This is a genomic window from Porphyrobacter sp. TH134, assembly GCF_002855495.1.
In the GTDB taxonomy this organism is placed as follows: Bacteria; Pseudomonadota; Alphaproteobacteria; order Sphingomonadales; family Sphingomonadaceae; genus Erythrobacter.
Window position 1 is genome coordinate 1 of the sequence record NZ_PKRO01000009.1, and the last position, 15,736, is coordinate 15,736.

At 64.8% G+C, this 15,736-nt stretch carries 19 protein-coding genes; 8 read left to right on the forward strand and 11 right to left on the reverse strand.

The genetic code is table 11. The annotated features are described in order from the left end of the window. Positions 1-262: transposase family protein (locus tag C0V72_RS16180; RefSeq protein WP_233999804.1), on the reverse strand; the 262-nt coding region annotated here is incomplete at its 3' end. Between the two features lie 165 nt (positions 263-427). On the opposite strand from C0V72_RS16180, the gene hisN reads away from it, so the two are divergent. Then, positions 428-1,198 carry a histidinol-phosphatase gene (hisN, locus tag C0V72_RS05870; protein ID WP_101792295.1) on the forward strand — a complete coding sequence of 257 codons (771 nt, stop codon included), beginning with the start codon at positions 428-430 and terminating at the stop codon, positions 1,196-1,198. A gap of 19 nt (positions 1,199-1,217) precedes the next feature. Here hisN and C0V72_RS05875 read toward each other — a convergent pair whose 3' ends face one another. Further along, positions 1,218-2,123: an alpha/beta fold hydrolase gene (locus C0V72_RS05875; protein WP_101792296.1), complete on the reverse strand. Its 906-nt coding sequence runs from the start codon at positions 2,121-2,123 to the stop codon at positions 1,218-1,220. A 31-nt stretch (positions 2,124-2,154) separates the two neighbouring features. Further along, positions 2,155-3,093, reverse strand: a complete 939-nt coding sequence (locus tag C0V72_RS05880; protein ID WP_233999805.1) for a TraB/GumN family protein — start codon at positions 3,091-3,093, stop codon at positions 2,155-2,157. 181 nt (positions 3,094-3,274) lie between these two features. Between C0V72_RS05880 and C0V72_RS05885 the strand changes: the two genes are divergently transcribed. Both C0V72_RS05885 and C0V72_RS05890 read left to right on the forward strand, forming a co-directional pair. Next, positions 3,275-3,757, forward strand: a complete 483-nt coding sequence (locus tag C0V72_RS05885; RefSeq protein ID WP_143704535.1) for a hypothetical protein — start codon at positions 3,275-3,277, stop codon at positions 3,755-3,757. A gap of 28 nt (positions 3,758-3,785) precedes the next feature. Beyond that, positions 3,786-4,007, forward strand: coding sequence for a hypothetical protein (locus C0V72_RS05890; RefSeq protein ID WP_101792298.1), 222 nt, complete (start codon positions 3,786-3,788; stop codon positions 4,005-4,007). Between the two features lie 73 nt (positions 4,008-4,080). On the opposite strand, the gene nadB is transcribed toward C0V72_RS05890, so the two are convergent. Then, positions 4,081-5,658: an L-aspartate oxidase gene (gene nadB, locus C0V72_RS05895; RefSeq protein ID WP_233999806.1), complete on the reverse strand. Its 1,578-nt coding sequence runs from the start codon at positions 5,656-5,658 to the stop codon at positions 4,081-4,083. A 258-nt stretch (positions 5,659-5,916) separates the two neighbouring features. Between nadB and C0V72_RS05900 the strand changes: the two genes are divergently transcribed. Further along, positions 5,917-6,111 (forward strand): hypothetical protein, encoded by a 195-nt coding sequence (locus C0V72_RS05900; RefSeq protein ID WP_101792300.1) that lies wholly within the window; start codon positions 5,917-5,919, stop codon positions 6,109-6,111. Positions 6,112-6,120: 9 nt separating this feature from the next. Here C0V72_RS05900 and C0V72_RS05905 read toward each other — a convergent pair whose 3' ends face one another. Continuing rightward, a complete protein-coding gene (locus C0V72_RS05905) occupies positions 6,121-7,074 on the reverse strand; it encodes an ABC transporter ATP-binding protein (protein WP_101792301.1) in 954 nt (317 codons plus the stop codon). 72 nt (positions 7,075-7,146) lie between these two features. Between C0V72_RS05905 and C0V72_RS05910 the strand changes: the two genes are divergently transcribed. Both C0V72_RS05910 and C0V72_RS05915 read left to right on the forward strand, forming a co-directional pair. Then, a complete protein-coding gene (locus tag C0V72_RS05910) occupies positions 7,147-7,407 on the forward strand; it encodes a zinc-finger domain-containing protein (protein ID WP_101792302.1) in 261 nt (86 codons plus the stop codon). A gap of 78 nt (positions 7,408-7,485) precedes the next feature. Further along, complete coding sequence (locus C0V72_RS05915; RefSeq protein WP_233999807.1) at positions 7,486-7,950, forward strand: hypothetical protein; 465 nt, start codon at positions 7,486-7,488, stop codon at positions 7,948-7,950. On the opposite strand, the gene C0V72_RS05920 is transcribed toward C0V72_RS05915, so the two are convergent. Continuing rightward, positions 7,914-8,435, reverse strand: coding sequence for a hypothetical protein (locus C0V72_RS05920; protein ID WP_101792304.1), 522 nt, complete (start codon positions 8,433-8,435; stop codon positions 7,914-7,916). The two genes, C0V72_RS05915 and C0V72_RS05920, sit on opposite strands and share 37 nt — an antisense overlap. A gap of 207 nt (positions 8,436-8,642) precedes the next feature. Next, entirely contained in the window at positions 8,643-9,617 is a 975-nt protein-coding gene (locus C0V72_RS05925; RefSeq protein WP_101792305.1) for an NAD(P)H-dependent flavin oxidoreductase, read from the reverse strand. Positions 9,618-9,755: 138 nt separating this feature from the next. On the opposite strand from C0V72_RS05925, the gene C0V72_RS05930 reads away from it, so the two are divergent. Next, positions 9,756-10,373 carry a phosphatase PAP2 family protein gene (locus C0V72_RS05930; RefSeq protein ID WP_101792306.1) on the forward strand — a complete coding sequence of 206 codons (618 nt, stop codon included), beginning with the start codon at positions 9,756-9,758 and terminating at the stop codon, positions 10,371-10,373. On the opposite strand, the gene C0V72_RS05935 is transcribed toward C0V72_RS05930, so the two are convergent. Both C0V72_RS05935 and guaA read right to left on the reverse strand, forming a co-directional pair. Beyond that, positions 10,360-11,001 (reverse strand): YceI family protein, encoded by a 642-nt coding sequence (locus tag C0V72_RS05935; RefSeq protein ID WP_101792307.1) that lies wholly within the window; start codon positions 10,999-11,001, stop codon positions 10,360-10,362. The two genes, C0V72_RS05930 and C0V72_RS05935, sit on opposite strands and share 14 nt — an antisense overlap. Positions 11,002-11,110: 109 nt before the next feature. Beyond that, positions 11,111-12,712 (reverse strand): glutamine-hydrolyzing GMP synthase, encoded by a 1,602-nt coding sequence (gene guaA / locus C0V72_RS05940; protein WP_101792308.1) that lies wholly within the window; start codon positions 12,710-12,712, stop codon positions 11,111-11,113. Positions 12,713-12,982: 270 nt separating this feature from the next. Here guaA and C0V72_RS05945 point away from each other — a divergent pair, with 270 nt between their 5' ends. Next, positions 12,983-13,300: a UrcA family protein gene (locus tag C0V72_RS05945; protein ID WP_101792309.1), complete on the forward strand. Its 318-nt coding sequence runs from the start codon at positions 12,983-12,985 to the stop codon at positions 13,298-13,300. A gap of 396 nt (positions 13,301-13,696) precedes the next feature. On the opposite strand, the gene C0V72_RS16185 is transcribed toward C0V72_RS05945, so the two are convergent. Beyond that, entirely contained in the window at positions 13,697-13,981 is a 285-nt protein-coding gene (locus C0V72_RS16185; protein WP_143704536.1) for a hypothetical protein, read from the reverse strand. Between the two features lie 119 nt (positions 13,982-14,100). Beyond that, complete coding sequence (locus C0V72_RS05950) at positions 14,101-15,654, reverse strand: class I adenylate-forming enzyme family protein (RefSeq protein WP_233999808.1); 1,554 nt, start codon at positions 15,652-15,654, stop codon at positions 14,101-14,103. Positions 15,655-15,736 lie beyond the last annotated feature (82 nt).

The window sequence follows — 15,736 nt, forward strand, 5'->3', positions numbered from 1 at the left end:
GCGCCTCATGTCCGGCGATACGGATCGTGCGCTTGACCCCCAGCAGGCGCTGGGCCAGCGGTTCGATCCGCTTGAGTGCACGGCAGATCGAAGCCTTGTCCACCCCGTAAAGGCAACCCAGAAAATCCTGCGTGACGTGGCAGCGGTAGAGGATCAGCAAAACCAGCAGATGATCGGCCAGGCCGCCAACACCATGCGGCCGCCCAGACAGAGCCTTGCTGCTCTCTCGCCGCTCCCAGTGTGGTGCGAGGCGCCGCTCCATCTCTCGGAATGTACCCACATCAACACCGGAAACCCGGCGGAATACCGTACGGCCTATCAGCCGCTCAGCGCAAAACCTCTGCATCCAAAGCGTGAATCAGATTTTACGCCAAACGGGAATCCCCTAATCCCCACTTTCGCAACAGGTCTATTATTGGGAAGCGCCATGACCGAAAAAGACCTCGCCCTCGCCCTGCGCCTTGCCGATGTGGCAGGCGCGGCCATCCGCCCCCTGTTCCGCGGCCAGTGGAGCGAGGAGAAAAAGGCCGACCGCAGCTTCGTCACCGAAGCCGACCGCGCCGCGGAGGCCGCGATGCGGGCGCTGATCGAGGCGGAATTCCCCGCTGACGGGATCATCGGCGAGGAATATGGCACCCGCAACGACGGCGCAGGCCGCCAGTGGGTGCTTGATCCGATCGACGGCACCACCAGCTTCATCGCCGGGCGCCCGATCTTCGGCACGCTGATCGCATTGCTTCAGGATGGCTGGCCGGTGCTCGGCATCATCGATCAGCCCATTGCGGGCGAGCGCTGGGTGGGCCGCATCGGCCAGCCGACGCTGTTCAATGGCAAGCCCGCCGCTGCGCGCCCGCTCAAAGACCTCGCCGACGCTGTGCTCGCCACCACCAGCCCGCATCTGTTCACCAATGAAGAGGCCGACGCCTTCATGTCGGTGGCCAAGCAGGTGGCTGAAAAGAAGATCGTGTTCGGCGGGGACTGCTACAATTACGGCCTCGTCGCATCCGGCCATGTCGATGTCGTGATCGAGGCCGGATTGAAGCTGTATGATTACGCCGCGCTCGTCCCCGTGGTCGAAGGCGCGGGCGGGATGATGGCCGATTGGCAGGGCAATCCGCTCGATGCCGGCAGCGACGGCACGGTGATCGCGCTGGGCGATCCGGCGCGGCTGGAGGATGTGCTGGAGGCGATGGGCTAAGCCTGCCAGCGGCGGGCCGTCAGCCCCCCCCGCGCGCGTGGGCCGCGATTTCGCCGGCGATGCGCGGGATCAGCGCGACCGGCAGATCGTGGCCCCAGCCGGGGATCGTCACCAGCCGCGCGCCGGAGATGTGGGCTGCGGTATCCTCACCCGCTTCGAGCTTGACCAGCGGGTCAGCCTCACCATGCATCACCAGCGTCGGCACGCTCACCTGCGCAAGGCGCGACCGGCGGCAGCCATCATCGATAATCGCGGCCAATTGGCGCGGCAGGCCGGCGGGGTAGACGCTGCGCCGGATGTTCGCCAGCACCCGAGCGCGCTGGGCCTCGGGATCGAAGGGGTAGCCGGGGCTGCCGATATTCTTCGCCACATTGAGGCCGTGGGCGACCAGCGATTCTTCTTCCATGCTGGTGATCGGCGCAACCAGCGCGTCCATCGCGTGCTTTTCAGCCTGCGGCAGCTTCCCATTGCCGGTGGTCGACATGATCGAGGTGAGGCTGGCCAGCCGGTCGCCGTGATGCACCGCCATCAGCTGCGCAATCATCCCGCCCATCGACGCACCAACCACATGGGCGCGCGCGATGCCGAGCGCATCCAGCAGCCCGATCCCGTCATCGGCCATGTCTTTCAAGGTGTAGGGCACCTTGGCGGGAAAGCCGATCTTCTTGCGCAGCAGCTGCACCGGCAGGCTGGGCGCACGCTGGCCTTCCATCTTCTGGCTGAGGCCAATGTCGCGGTTATCGTAACGGATCACCCGGAACCCGTCGCCCACCAGCGCGGCCACCAACTCGTCCGGCCACAGTGTCATCTGCGCGCCAAGGCCCATCACCAGCAGGATCACCTCGGCCGCGGGATCGCCCCCAAGCGGGGCGGTATCCTCGTAGAAAATCTCGATGCCGGTGTTGGGGGTGGTGACAGTGGGCATGGTGCGGGCTGATCCTCTCAGGCCCGGATGGTCATTTCCATGCGGGTCCGGCGATATCGAAGCCGCGCGCGTCCAATTGGTCAAGCACTCCGCCGCTTTCCGCCAACACCCTTAGCGGCACCACGGCAAGGGTGGTGCCCTTGGCGGCGGCGGCCTCGGCGATGTTGCCCACCCATATGGTTCTGAGTTCGCTACCCAAAGTGTCGTCCGCCCAGGGCCAGCACTGGCCCAATGCGCTTTCCAGCGGGTTCGCCATGACACCGGGAATATCGTAGCGCCGCCAGTCCGCCGCGCGCTGTTCGACAATGTCAGGGCCCGCCTCGACCGCATCCATCGCGGCGTTAAGGCAGGGGATATGTGCGGCAGGCGGCGCATCGGCGAGATTGTCGATGATATCCTCGCCGCGCAGGGTGGCCGCGCGGGTGGTCGGCACCTTCGCCTTGTCGGCAGCCTTGCGAACAACGTCCGAGGGTTCGTCGGTGGTATCGCGGTTGAAGCGCAGCTGTTTGCGCAGCATCTCGAACGCGGTGAGCAGGAAGGACTGGCGGGCGTAATCCTCCTCATGCGCCGCGGCGAGCGCTTCGAGCCGCGCCCATTGGTCGGGCGCAAGGTAATCGCTGGCCACGGTCTTGTCCGGCAGCTTGGTGAACTTGCCGCCGCTGAAGATCAGCCGCAGCACATCGCCCGGCGACACCTTCGGGCGCGCGCCAAGGATCACCCGGTCGGCCTGCGCGGTGGCTTCTTCCAGCCGTGCAGGCTCCCACGGGGTGGTCTTGGGGATCGCCCGGATCTCGCCAACCAGGATGATCGTGCCGGTGGGGGTGTCGATCGTCCACATCGGCGCGCCCGAGCGCTGCGCGGTCACGACAATGGCGTTTTGCGCCTCGGGATCCCCGCCGGATTGCGCCAGAGCGGGCCCAGCGCAAATGGCCGATGCAATACAGGCGAACCTTAGGAGGCTGTTGGGCATGGTCCCATGCAGTACCGCCCTTCGCCTTGCTGCTCAATGTATGGAAACCACCGCCGCACGGCCCTTTCGCAGGCGCCTAGTACAGATCGACTAGTCCGCGTGCACGATGGGCAGCATCGAATGCGTTCGATAGCCTCTCAACATCACGAATTTGCGATGGGGGCGAAGACGCGCGATGCCGATGGACCAGCAGCTCGATTGCCCCAGCGCCCCCCACCAGCATCCCGAAGCCAGACTGCTGGGTGTGGTGCTTGAAGAGGAGGGCGAAGCCCGGGTCGCCTATCTCGACAAGGGCACCGCACTGCCCGACGATTTCGACGCAGACGCGCTCGGCATCGATCCGGGTCACGCGCTGCGGTTCTCTGCACCTTGCGCCAACCACGGCTGCGGCCAGTGGCGCGATGGTGGATGCGGACTTGGCAAGGCGATCATCGCGCAACTCGCGCCGGTGGTTGACGTCGCGCCGTCCTGCACCTTGCGCAAGACCTGCCGCTGGTACACCGAAAACGGGACAGCAAGCTGTGTTCGCTGCCCGCAGGTCACCACACGCGCGCACCCCAGCAAGGCCGTGCATGTGCCGCGCTCGGCATACGGGCCGCACCCCACGCACCTCACCCCGTCACCCACGCCGCGCCCGGAGCGGGGGGAAACGGTTCTCCGTTGATCGTCCGGGCCACAGCAAGGAGCACATCATGACAAGCAAGAAGAAGGCCGCACGCATCGGCAGCGATCAGTTGATGGCCGGTATCGCCGCCGCATCGGCAACCGCAAAGACCCGCATCCAGAAGCTGGACCAGCAGGACATCGACGGCGTCGCTGGCGGGATCGACTGGGATAAAATTCTCGGCACCGGTGGCGGCACGACGATGGGCATGTTCCCGAGCGAACCCATCATCGGTTCGAACGATTTCTGAGCCGAGCCTGGCTCGTTTCACAGGGTCGCAGGGCGGCCGCGGTGCGTGTCTGCACCGCGGCCGCTTCCCTTTATCACGGCACCAGCACCGTATCGCGCGGCTCATCCGCCAGCGCCGGATAATCCAGCGTGTAGTGCAGCCCCCGGCTTTCCTTGCGGCGCAGCGCCGATTGCACGATCAGTTCTGCCGATTGCAGCAGGTTTCTGAGTTCGATCAGATCGGTCGTCACGCGGAAGGCGCCGTAATAATCCTCGACCTCGCGTTTCAGCAGTTCAATGCGGCTGGCGGCGCGTTCCAGCCGTTTGGTGGTGCGCACGATGCCGACATAGTTCCACATGAAGCGGCGGATTTCGGTCCAGTTCTGCTTGATGACGACTTCCTCGTCGGAATCCGTCACGCGGCTTTCGTCCCATGGGAGGATTGCAGGCGGCGCTTCCAGCGTGTCCCAGCGTGCGAGGATATCCTGCGCCGCCGCCTCGCCGAACACGAAGCATTCGAGCAGGCTGTTGGACGCCAGCCGGTTCGCGCCGTGCAGCCCGCTTTCGGTGCATTCGCCCGCCGCCCACAGCCCCGGCACATCGGTGCGCGCGTCAAGGCCCACCACCACCCCGCCGCAGGTATAGTGCTGCGCCGGGACGACCGGGATCGGCTGCGCGGTCATGTCGATGCCCAGACCCATCAGCTTGTCATAGATCGTCGGGAAGTGGCCCTTCACGAAATCGGCGGGCTGATGGCTGATATCGAGATGCACGTAATCGAGGCCGAAACGCTTGATCTGGTCGTCGATCGCGCGGGCCACAACGTCACGAGGCGCCAGCTCCATCCGTTCAGGATCGTAATCGACCATGAAGCGACGGCCGGTTTCCGGGTGGAGCAGATGCCCGCCCTCGCCCCGCACGGCTTCCGTGATGAGGAAGTTTTTCACGTCGAGATTGTAAAGGCAGGTCGGGTGGAACTGCATCATCTCCATGTTGGAGACGCGCGCGCCGGCCCGCCAGGCCATCGCGATCCCATCGCCCGTCGCGCCGCGCGGAGCGGTGGAGAACTGGTAGACACGCCCCGCGCCCCCGGTGGCGAGAATGGTGGCGCGGGCCACATGGCGTTCGACATGGCCGGTCGCCTCGTTCAGCGCATAGACCCCCCACACGCGGCCCGCAGCGGAAAACTGCTCGGCATGGCGATCGGTGATGAGGTCGATGCAGGTGCGGCCCGGCAGCAGGGTGATGTTGGGATGGGCCTCGGCAGCTTTCAGCAGCGCCGATTGCACCGCCCAGCCGGTCGCGTCGTCAACATGGACGATGCGGCGGTGCGAATGGCCGCCTTCGCGGGTGAGGTGCAGGCTGTCGGCATCGCGGTTGAACGGCACGCCCAGCTCGCACAAGCGGTCAATGGATTGCGGTGCGCGCTCGATCACGAATTCGACCGCGGCCAGATCATTCAGCCCCGCGCCCGCCACCATCGTGTCGCGCACATGATTTTCAAAAGTGTCGCCAGTATCCAGCACGGCGGCGATCCCGCCTTGCGCCCACGCGGTTGACCCGCCAGTGAGCGAGCCCTTGGCCAGCACCAGCACCGCCCGCGTTTCGGCCAGCGCCAGTGCCGCAGTCAGCCCTGCTGCGCCCGAACCGATCACCACAACGTCATAGATCATTACGCCGGGTGTCCTCATGTCATTGGGTTGTCGCCATGGGTCGTCTATCGCCATCGCCCGGCCATGACTCGCATTTTTCCCCGCTGCAAGCGCGATGCACGCCAAACGCTTTGAAGGCCCGTAACCTAGCGGTTTTTCCTAGGTTGCAATGCAGCATGATGTTAGGCTGTTGCCAGTGGCGAATCGCAATGCAAATGCGTCCGCAGGGTGAGGAAATAACATGTGTTAGGTGTTCCTCTCATTTAGGCGCTTTTTTACATGTCTTTGCTTTCATTCGTGGGCTGCTGGCTCAACCATCACAAACCGGACCGCCGCAAAGTTGAATGGGACGGGCGGGGCTATGTCGGACATTGCCGCCATTGCGGCGTCGCGATCGAGCGCCATTCGCGGCGCAACTGGCGCCGGCAGAAGCCGGCGGGCGACCACAGCCACAACGAGCCGACCGCGACCTGAGACCAGGCCTTACGCGGCCCCGCCGGTCAGCTGGACGAAAACATCCTCAAGATCGGCCTCCCGCGTGGTGACGTCCTCGATCACCAGACCCTGCGCCTGAAGGATCGCCAGCACCTGTCCGGCGCTGAGCTTGTCCTTGTCATAGGTGACTTCAACCCCGCGGGCACCGTCCCAGCTGGCCCGGACGAAGGCATCATGCGCCGGTGCGGCGCTGAGGTCTGCGGCGGTGGTGACAGCGACAATCTTCTCGCGGGCCATATCCACCAGCTCGCGCGTCGGCTTGTTGGCGATCAGCTGGCCGTGGTTGATGATCGCAATCCGGTCGCACAGCTCCTCGGCCTCTTCGAGGTAGTGGGTGGTCAATACCACCGTCACGCCTTCGCGGTTGAGTTCGCTCACTAGCCCCCACAGCTGGCGGCGCAAATCGACATCGACCCCGGCGGTGGGTTCATCCAGCACCAGGATCGGCGGCGAATGCACCATCGCCTTGGCCACGAGCAGCCGCCGTTTCATGCCGCCTGACAGGGTGCGGGCATAGGCATCACGCTTGTCCGCCAGCCGCACCGCTTCCAGCAGCGCCTCGCTGCGACGAAGGGCGGCCGGGATTCCGTAAAAACCGCCCTGATTTTCCAGCACTTCGTATGGCGTGAAGAACGGATCGAACACGATTTCCTGCGGCACGATCCCGATCGACCGGCTAGCATTGCGGCGGTCGCGATCAATATCAAAACCCCAGATATCCACCGCCCCCGCGGTCTTGTTGACCAACCCGGCAAGGATGTTGATCAGCGTCGACTTGCCGGCACCATTGGGGCCAAGCAGCCCGAAGATCGACCCTTGCGGCACATCGAAACTGACCCCGCCCAGCGCCAGCTTGCCCTCATTCACCTCGCCCTTGGCGCTCTTTGCCGGGGCATAGCGCTTGACGAGATTATCGATGCGGATGGCGGGCTGGGATGACATGGGCCATGCCCTAGGCAAGCGCGGCGCTGAAGGCAATTGCACTGCGCGGGCGCGGACTGTATCGGGGCGGCTATGAGCATTCCTCCTCCTGAAACTGTGCTGGTGGATACGCGGCGTGTCAGCTGCGACGGTGCCAGCGGCATCCGCGCGCGCGCGGGCTATCGTCCGGCGGCGTTAGGCCATCCGCGTGTGTTCCTTGAAATTGACGAACACGGCTATGTCGATTGCGGCTATTGTGATCGCCGCTTCGTGCTGCGCGGCGGCCCTGCCGATGGGGCCGATGGCGCCGGGTTGCCCGATATTGCTGCGGGCGCCAGCACCGCCCATAGCTGACCCGGCGCCCGCGCCGCTCAGCGGCGGTTAAGGCGGATTGTGGCCATTATGAGCATTCCGAATCGAAAGGATCACGCTGTGACACGCTTTCGTTATGCACTGACTGCCGCACTGGCGCTGGCCTGCGTCAATTTTCGCCCGCTTGCAGCGCAAACCGCCCAAGAGCCGGACGTCACGGCCAGCGCCGAAGCCGCGCCGCCGATGACGAAGGGCGAACAACGGCTTGCCAAGCTGCTGGAAGGGCGCGTGGCGGGCACGCCGGTCGATTGCATCCAAACCGCGCGCAACCAGCGGATGCAGACGATCGACGGCACCGCCTATGTCTATGGATCGGGCAAGACCATCTACGTACAGCGCACGCGCAACCCTGCCAGCATCAACAATAATGATGCGCTGGTGATGCTCCGCTACAGCGGGACACAGCTGTGCCGGCAAGAATTCATCACCACGATTGATCGGTTCCTCGGCTTTCCCACCGGAGCCGTCTTCTTTGAGGACTTTATTCCCTACACACGGGAGAAAGCCGAAGCAGCCGAAGGGTGATCCGAACAGGCCGCCGGTGAGGCCGCTGCCGCACAGCGCGGGCCGGCGGCGCTGGAAGGCCGGACGGATTGAGCGACGGTGCAGGTGGGCTGACCGAGCAACCCGGCATAGCGGCAGCTGGCTTGCGCAGCGGGCGGCGCTGGTTCCAGCATCCCCTGCATCAGCATCTCGCTTGTCCCATCAATCCCGGCAAGAACTTGTTCGGCCCGGCGATAGGCGCTGACTTCGGCGTGAAGTTCGCCAAGCGACGCCGCTGCGTGAAACGCTTCGCGCCGCGCCGCACGCTCGGCCTGCTGGCATGGCATGGCAGACGCAGCACCCGCCTGCGATTCGGCAGCCGCAGCGGCGGCGACGGTGCCAATCGGCCCTGCCACCCGTGCCCCGCCAGTGTCGGCAAGCCCGCCTTGCCAGCGCCCCAGCGCCCAGGCTGCAAAGACCGCGCCCATGATCCCGCCCAGCATCGCCGAGCTTGCGAATAAATCCATGACTACCTCCCCGTCCAATCCATCCCTCGGGCCTCCCGCAGCCTTCTGGGAAATCACATCGCCATCACGCCGCGCCGATCCCCTCCAGAATCGGTGCGGCGGCACGGATGGTGCCGCAGTGTTGGTCGAGAATGAATACGGGGTGCTACCTAAGCAGGACCCCGTGGCCGTGTCACATTACCGAAAGGTTTCGCCGGGCCAGCTGCGTCAGTGTCTGGCCATCGCCTGCATCCGGGCGATGATCTCTTCCGCCTGAAGCATGATGCGGTCGATCAGTTCCTGACAGGTCGGGATATCGTGGATCAGGCCGGCGACCATACCGCAGCTCCACGCGCCCGCGTCCATGGTGCCTTCGGTCATGATCTTGGGGTACACGCCCGCCACTTCGGGCAGAATGTCCTGGATGGTGATGCTGTCACCCAGTTCCTTTTCCTTCACGATGAGGCGTTCGACCGCCGCATTGGTCAGCACCCGTTCGGTGTTGCGCAGCGGACGCATGACAAGGCGCGTGTCGAGTTCGCTGGCAGCCAGGATCGCCTGTTTCACATTCTCGTGCACCGGCGCTTCCTTGGTGGCGATGAAGCGGGTGCCCATGTTCATCCCCTGCGCCCCCATCGCGAGGCTGGCGACAAGGCTGCGCCCGTCGGCCATCCCGCCGCTGGAAACGAAGGGGATGTCCAGTTCATCCGCCGCGCGCGGGAGCAGGATGAAGTTGGGCACATCATCCTCGCCCGGATGGCCGCCGCATTCAAACCCGTCGACGCTCACCGCATCGCAGCCGATGTCCTGCGCTTTCAAGGAGTGGCGCACGCTGGTGCATTTGTGGATCACCTTGATCCCCGCATCCTTCAACGGCGGCAGCAGATCGACCGGGTTGCGCCCCGCCGTTTCGACCACCTTGACCCCGCCATCGATGATCGCCTTGACGAGGCCGGGATAATCGGGCGGCGTCAGCGTCGGCAGGATCGTGAGGTTCACGCCGAAGGGCTTGTCGGTCATGTCCTTGCAGCGCGCGATCTCGTTAGCGAGCTTTTCGGGCGTGCCCTGCGTCAGCCCGGTGATGATCCCGAGGCCGCCCGCGTTCGACACCGCCGCTGCCATCTCGGCAAAGCCGACATAGTGCATGCCCCCCTGAATGATGGGGTGTTGGATGCCGAACATTTCAGTGATCGCGGTCTTCATGGCGCATGGTCTCCCGTCCAAAGCTGTGCTTGGCTGGCAGACAAGCGGAGTTGCACGAGGCTTTCAAGCCTGCTTTTGCAAGGCCGCCACGACAGTGCCCGAAGTCGTAGCGTCACCCGCTTCAAAGAGTCTGTTTCCATGCGCACCGCCAGCCTGCTTGCCGCCATCGCCTGCGTTCTGGGCAGTGCCAGCCTGCTGCTGCAAGGGCCCTTGCCGGGCGATGTTGCCGTGACACGGGCACTCCAGCAGGTCTTGGGCGCGGCGCCCGCTTGGGCTGGTTGGCTGACCACAACGGCCAAGGCGCCGCTGCTGTGGGGCGCGATCGCGGCGGCAGGGTGGCTGGCGTGGCGGGTGCAGGGTCTGCGCGGCGCGCTGGCTGTGCCGCTGGCCTATGCTTTTGCCTTTGGAACCGATCAGGCCCTGCGCGCGGCGCTGTTTGTTCCGCGGCCCGATGCAGCGCTGGTGGCTGTGGCTGATCCGGCCGGATCAAGCGGGCTGCCATCCACCTTCGGCCTTGTTTACGGGGCGATGCTGGGGGCAGCATTGCTGGCACGCGGGTCTGCGCGCCAGCACTGGCCGGTTCGTTGGATCGCAGCCGCCTTGCTGGGAGCCGGACTGACCGCGCGGATTGTGCTGGGGGGCCACTGGCCAAGCCAGATGATCGCTTCGGCAGCGCTCGGCCTGTTGCTGGCGCTGGCGGCGCTGTACGTGACCACGCGCGTCGCCGCGCGTGTCGCCGCTCTCAGGCGCGTTTGAACGAGAGCGCGAAGGTCACCGGCACCGCGGGCGTGATCGACGGCAGCTGCGCCAGGGCGCGCAATTCGCCCACTTCATCGGTGAGGCCGAACATGTCGGTGGAGATGATGACGGGCGCGGTCGGCACCACGGTCACCCGGTCAGCCGCGACGCGGGTGACGAGCACATCGGTCGCGATATCGCCGGTCGCACCCTTGATGGCGACGCTGGCCTTGAGGGGCCGGGTCAGCGATTGGCCGACCGCGAGCCCGGCAAAAGCCGCCGGATCAAGCTTGGCTGTCACGGTCGCCTGCGGGAATTCGGCCACGCCGAAAAAGATCTCCCGCATCCGTTCGTTGCGAACATCGACCCCGGTGTTGACCGAGGCGAGGTCGATACTGAGTGTCGCGGTACCATCGGCCGCGACCCGGCCTGACAGCGTGTCGAAACCATTGGCTTCGGCCACTTCGCCCGCCTTGATGCTGACATAGCTGAGGCGCGAGCCAGCCGGATCGAGCGTCCAGTCGTTCTGGGTGACGGCAGCGGTCGCCGCCGCATCGCCCTTTGGCGCATCGGCCTCGGGCCCCGCACAGGCTGCCAGGCCGAGCGCAAGCGCGGCGGCACAGGCAAGGGGGCAGAAATTCGGCATCACAACGCAAACCCTTTCAAGCAGGTAGACGCGCGAGCGTTATGCGATTCCCGGGCGCGCCGAAAGGGGCTGATCGGCGCAAGCCCCGCCCACGGCGGCACGCAGCGCCTTATTCCCACTCGATGGTGCCGGGCGGCTTCGACGTGTAATCATACACCACCCGGTTGATGCCCTGCACCTCGTTGACGATGCGCGTGGCGACGCGGGTCAGGAAGCTGGCATCGTAGGGGAAAACATCTGCCGTCATCCCGTCGGTCGACGTCACGGCGCGCAAGGCGCAGACCGAATCATATGTGCGCGCATCGCCCATAACCCCGACAGTCTTGACCGGCAGCAGCACCGCAAAGGCCTGCCAGATCGCATCATACAGCCCGGCGCTGCGGATCTCGTCGAGGTAGATCGCGTCGGCCTTGCGCAGGATATCGCAGCGCTCCTTCGTGACCTCGCCGGGGATGCGGATCGCAAGGCCCGGGCCGGGGAAGGGATGGCGGCCGACGAAGGCATCGGGCAGGCCGAGTTCCCGCCCCAGATCGCGCACTTCGTCCTTGAACAATTCGCGCAAGGGTTCGACCAGCTGCATGTTCATGCGTTCGGGCAGGCCGCCGACATTGTGATGGCTCTTGATCGTGACGCTCGGCCCGCCGGTGAAGGACACGCTTTCGATCACATCGGGGTAGAGCGTGCCCTGCGCGAGGAAATCCGCCCCGCCGATTTTCTTGGCCTCGGCCTCGAACACATCGATGAAGGTCTTGCCGATGAACTTGCGCTTGGCCTCCGGGTCGGTGAGGCCGGCGAGGCCATCGAGGAACAGCTCCTCGGCATCCACGTGCACCAGCGGGATGTTGTAGTGATCGCGGAACAAGGTGACGACCTGTTCGGCCTCGTTCATGCGCATCAACCCGTGGTCGACGAACACGCAGGTCAACTGGTCACCGATCGCTTCGTGGATCAGCACCGCCGCGACCGCCGAATCGACGCCGCCGGAAAGGCCGCAAATGACGCGTTTGTCGCCGACTTGCGCACGGATTTCGGCGATCTTGGTCTGGCGGAACTCGGCCATCGTCCAGTCGCCCGCCAGCCCGCAGACGTGGCGCACGAAGTTGGCGATCAGCCGCGCGCCATCGGGGGTGTGAACCACCTCGGGGTGGAACTGGGTGCCGTAGAACTTGCGCGCCTCATCGGCGATGACGGCAAAGGGTGCGCCGTCCGATGTGGCGACGATATCGAAACCCGGCGCGAACTGGGTGACCTTGTCGCCGTGGCTCATCCACACCTGGTGGCGCGAGCCGACCTCCCACAGGCCGTTGAACAGGGCGCAATCGGCGGTGACGGTCAGGAAGGCCCGGCCAAATTCGCCGCCCTCCCCTGTTTCATGGCCGGGCCGCACTTCGCCGCCTAGCTGGTGGGTCATCACCTGCTGACCATAACAAATGCCGAGGATGGGAACGCCCGCCTCGAACAGGGCCTGCGGTGCACGGGGGCTGCCATCGGCGGGCACGCTGGCGGGCGATCCTGACAGAATGATGCCTTTCGGACGCATCCGCCGGAACGCCGCTTCGGCCTGGGTGAAGGGCGCGATCTCGGAATAGACCCCGGCTTCGCGCACCCTGCGGGCGATCAACTGGGTCACTTGCGACCCGAAATCGACGATCAGGATCGAATCGGTGACGGCGAAATCGCCTGCGGGGGCTTCAGAAGGGTGCGCGCTCATGGCGGCGAATTAAGGAGCAGCCCGTGCGCTGTCCAGCATCGCGGCACGGCCTGCCAGATTATTTTGCAGTGCAACGCAAAAGGTATCGCGGCAATACAACGAGTTCCCGAAAAACCGCACCAAAATGATTGCAATCTTTGGAACCAGTTTCGACCATTTCGCATTTGCACATTATTCTTGTGCACTGCACCAGAGTTTCAAACAGCAACCGAATGCCGGCCAGCGGCATCGCATTTCCCGACACCCTCTCTTGCACCCGGAGTTTTCATCATGCGTTTCGCTCTCCCCCTGATTGCCCTCGCCGCGCTTGCAACCCCTGCCATTGCGACGGAAACCGGCACCGTCACTGTGCGCATCGCTTACGGCGATGTTGATGTCACCACGCCGGAAGGGCGCGCCGTGATCGAAGCGCGGATCGATGCCAAGCTGCGCAAGGCCTGCACCGTCCCGGCTACCCCGCGCTATGCCTCGGGCCGCGCGTCGGTCGACAGCCAGTGCGTGGCCGATGCCCGCACCGCAGCTCTGGCCGAAGTTGACCGCGTCGCCGCGCTTGAAGTGCGCAGCGGCCGCACCGTCGCTGCCAACTAAGCAGCGCAAGGTTTTGAAAACATGCGACCGCCGGAGCGATCCGGCGGCCGCGTCGCATCAATCTGGCGCAGCGGTTAATTGCATTTCGCGCAACAATTTATGGTGTTTTCGCATTTGAAGTGAGCAGGGCCAAACACCATTTCCTCTCACGAGCGGTGCGGTGCCGGGCCCTCTCTCCTACTGGCACATCCTCGCGGAACCACCGCCCGGCAGCGATAGCCGAACACGGCTCGTTTGCCTGCCTGCCGACCCGGCAGGAGCGGCCAGCCTCCCCCCTCGCTCGGCCCTCCTGTCCTGTCATCGCCCGGCGCACAGCCGGGCAAGCAGCACCAGAGACGCGGCCACCAATCTCCCCCCCCTTGACCGGTGGCCGCGTCTCAAGCTGCACCGCCTTCATCACAGCGCCCGCTTTTGCCACAACTCGTCTCCCAGATCCGGGTTGATTACCTTTTTCGATTGCGATGATGAATTATTTTCAGTCTTTGTAGAGATTGAAAATTGCGCGAGCATTTGTATATGATGCGCAAGCCCGGGCGATTCTCCCTCTCTCTCCCCTCGGATTGTCCGGGCTCCCCAACCACAACAAAACAGGGAAAACCGAAACATGCGTATGATCAGCGAAAAGGCTGTCGCCTTGCTGCTCGCCGTTGTCGTCAGCGGCACCGCGTTCAACACGTTCATCGTCTGAGGCTGCAAGCCTCTGATATCGTGTAACGCAACAGCGAAGCGAAGCATCAACCGGCCCGGCTCCTCACCCGAGGAGCCGGGCCGAGCTGTTTGTGGCGCCTGCCCAAATGGCTTCAGTCCACCCCGCCCAATCGCGCAGCTTCTTCGCGCAGCTCGGTTTTGAGCAGCTTGCCGATATGGCTGCGAGGCATTTCAGCAATCGGGTGGAGTGCGGCGAGGCGCTGGGTCTTGCCGAGCCGCGCATTGACCGCCGCCAGAATCGCAGCGCAGTCTGCCGCCCCGTCTCGCAGCACCACAAAGCCGACCGGGCTTTCCCCCCATGCACGCGATGGCACCCCCACCACCGCGGCTTCGGCAACACCCGGTTCCCTGGACAATTCCGCCTCAAGGTCGGACGGGTAGATGTTGAACCCGCCCGAGATAATCATGTCCTTGGCGCGCCCCACCAGCTCGACAAAGCCGTCCGCATCCACCCGGCCGATGTCGCCCATGCGCATCCATGCCTCGCCCGTTGCCGGGTCGATCCACTGGGCTTCGGCGGTCTTGTCGGGGCGGTTCTTGTAACCGCTCATCATGGTGAGGCTGCGGCCCACCATGTTGCCGGGCGTGCCGGGGGGCACTTCGCGGTCGTCATCGTCCAGCACCTTCAACTCGCTGCCCGGCGCGGGGCGGCCGACAGTATGGAGCTTGTCGGGGAATTCATGGGCGGGCAGCAGGCACACGACGCCGCCTTCGGTCATCGAATAAATCTCGATCAGCCCGCCCGGCATCCGCGCGAGAACTTCGCGTTTCAGCTCGGCGGAGAAGGGGGCGGAAGTGCAGTATTTGAGTTTCAGCGCGGACAGGTCGAACTCGTCGAACCCGGCAAAGTCCATCAGCCGCTGGTATTGCACCGGCACCAGCATGGTGATCGTCGTGCGGTCGGCCTGCGCAAAGCCAAGCCATTTGGCGCAATCGAACTTCCCCATCACCCGCACGCAGCCGCCCGCCAGCAAGACCGGCAGGAAAGCGACCATCGTGGTATTGGAATAAAGCGGTGTGGACGCCAGCGAGCGCACCTCCAGCCCGGCACCAAGGTAACTCAGCGCGGTCGATGCAAACTGCCGCCAGCGCATCTGGTGCGAATGGACGATCCCCTTGGGAATACCGGTCGTCCCGCTGGAATAGATGATGTTGAACGGGTCTTGGGGTTCCGGCACGAAGGCGGGCGCGCGGGCACCGGGAGGGGCCATCCACTGGTCGATACTTTCCAGCGGCACCCGGATCATGCCCGCCATGAAATCCTGCCCCAACTCTGCCGCCTTGGCCGCATCGATGAACAGGTGGATCGCGCCCGAATCCTTGGCCATGCCTTCGAGCTGTTCGGGCGAGGCACTGGTGGTGAGCGGCGCGGCCACCCCGCCCGCACGCATCGCGGCGAGGAACACCAGCGCGTAATTGACGGTGGAGGTGCCGAGGATCGCGACCGATTGTCCGCGTTCGAGCCCCGTCTCCACCAGCCGCGCCGCCAGCCGTTCGACCAGCCCGACCAGTTCAGCCCAGTACACTTCGCGCCCTTCATCGACCAGCGCGAGGTCGTCGCCCTTGATGCGCGACCAGTCCATCAGGATGTCGGGGAAGCTGCCGAAAGGTTCGGCAAGGCGGCTCATCATTATGTCATGGCTCATGGCTGCCCTGCATAATCGGCAGCGACGCGGGCGCAAAGGGTTTGCACGGCACACGGCATTTGCGCCCCGGCTGACAACCGAA